Annotated in this window: 1 protein-coding gene; it reads left to right on the top strand. The window is 62.2% G+C overall.

All coding sequences use genetic code 11. From position 1 onward, the window contains the following. Positions 1 to 190: 190 nt before the first annotated feature. Positions 191 to 349, top strand: a 159-nt coding sequence (locus tag HWY30_RS43285) for a Mu transposase domain-containing protein (protein ID WP_425199442.1), incomplete at its 3' end; no start/stop codon positions are given.

Below are 349 nucleotides of genomic sequence, written 5' to 3' on the forward strand. Positions count from 1 at the left end.
CAATGAGAAGGGGCGCGTTGAGCGTGCGATTCGCCATGTTCGCGATGCCTTCTTTGCGGCACGGCAGTTCGCCGATCTGCACGATCTGAATGCGCAAGCCGAGCACTGGTGCCGCACACAAGCGGCCGATCGCCCGTGCCCGGAAGATCGCGCGATCAGTGTGCGCCAGGCGTTGGCGCAGGAGAAGCCGATGCTGCTCGCACTACCGGAGAATCCGTATCCCGTCGAGGAAACGCTCGCCGTCAAAGTCGGCAAGACGCCCTACATACGCTTCGATCTGAACGACTACTCGATTCCACACACGCACGTGCGGCGCACGCTCACGGTACGCGCCGATCTCGAACAGGTA

Origin of the sequence: Paraburkholderia tuberum STM678 (assembly GCF_902833905.1) — a bacterium.
In the GTDB taxonomy this organism is placed as follows: Bacteria; Pseudomonadota; Gammaproteobacteria; order Burkholderiales; family Burkholderiaceae; genus Paraburkholderia; species Paraburkholderia tuberum.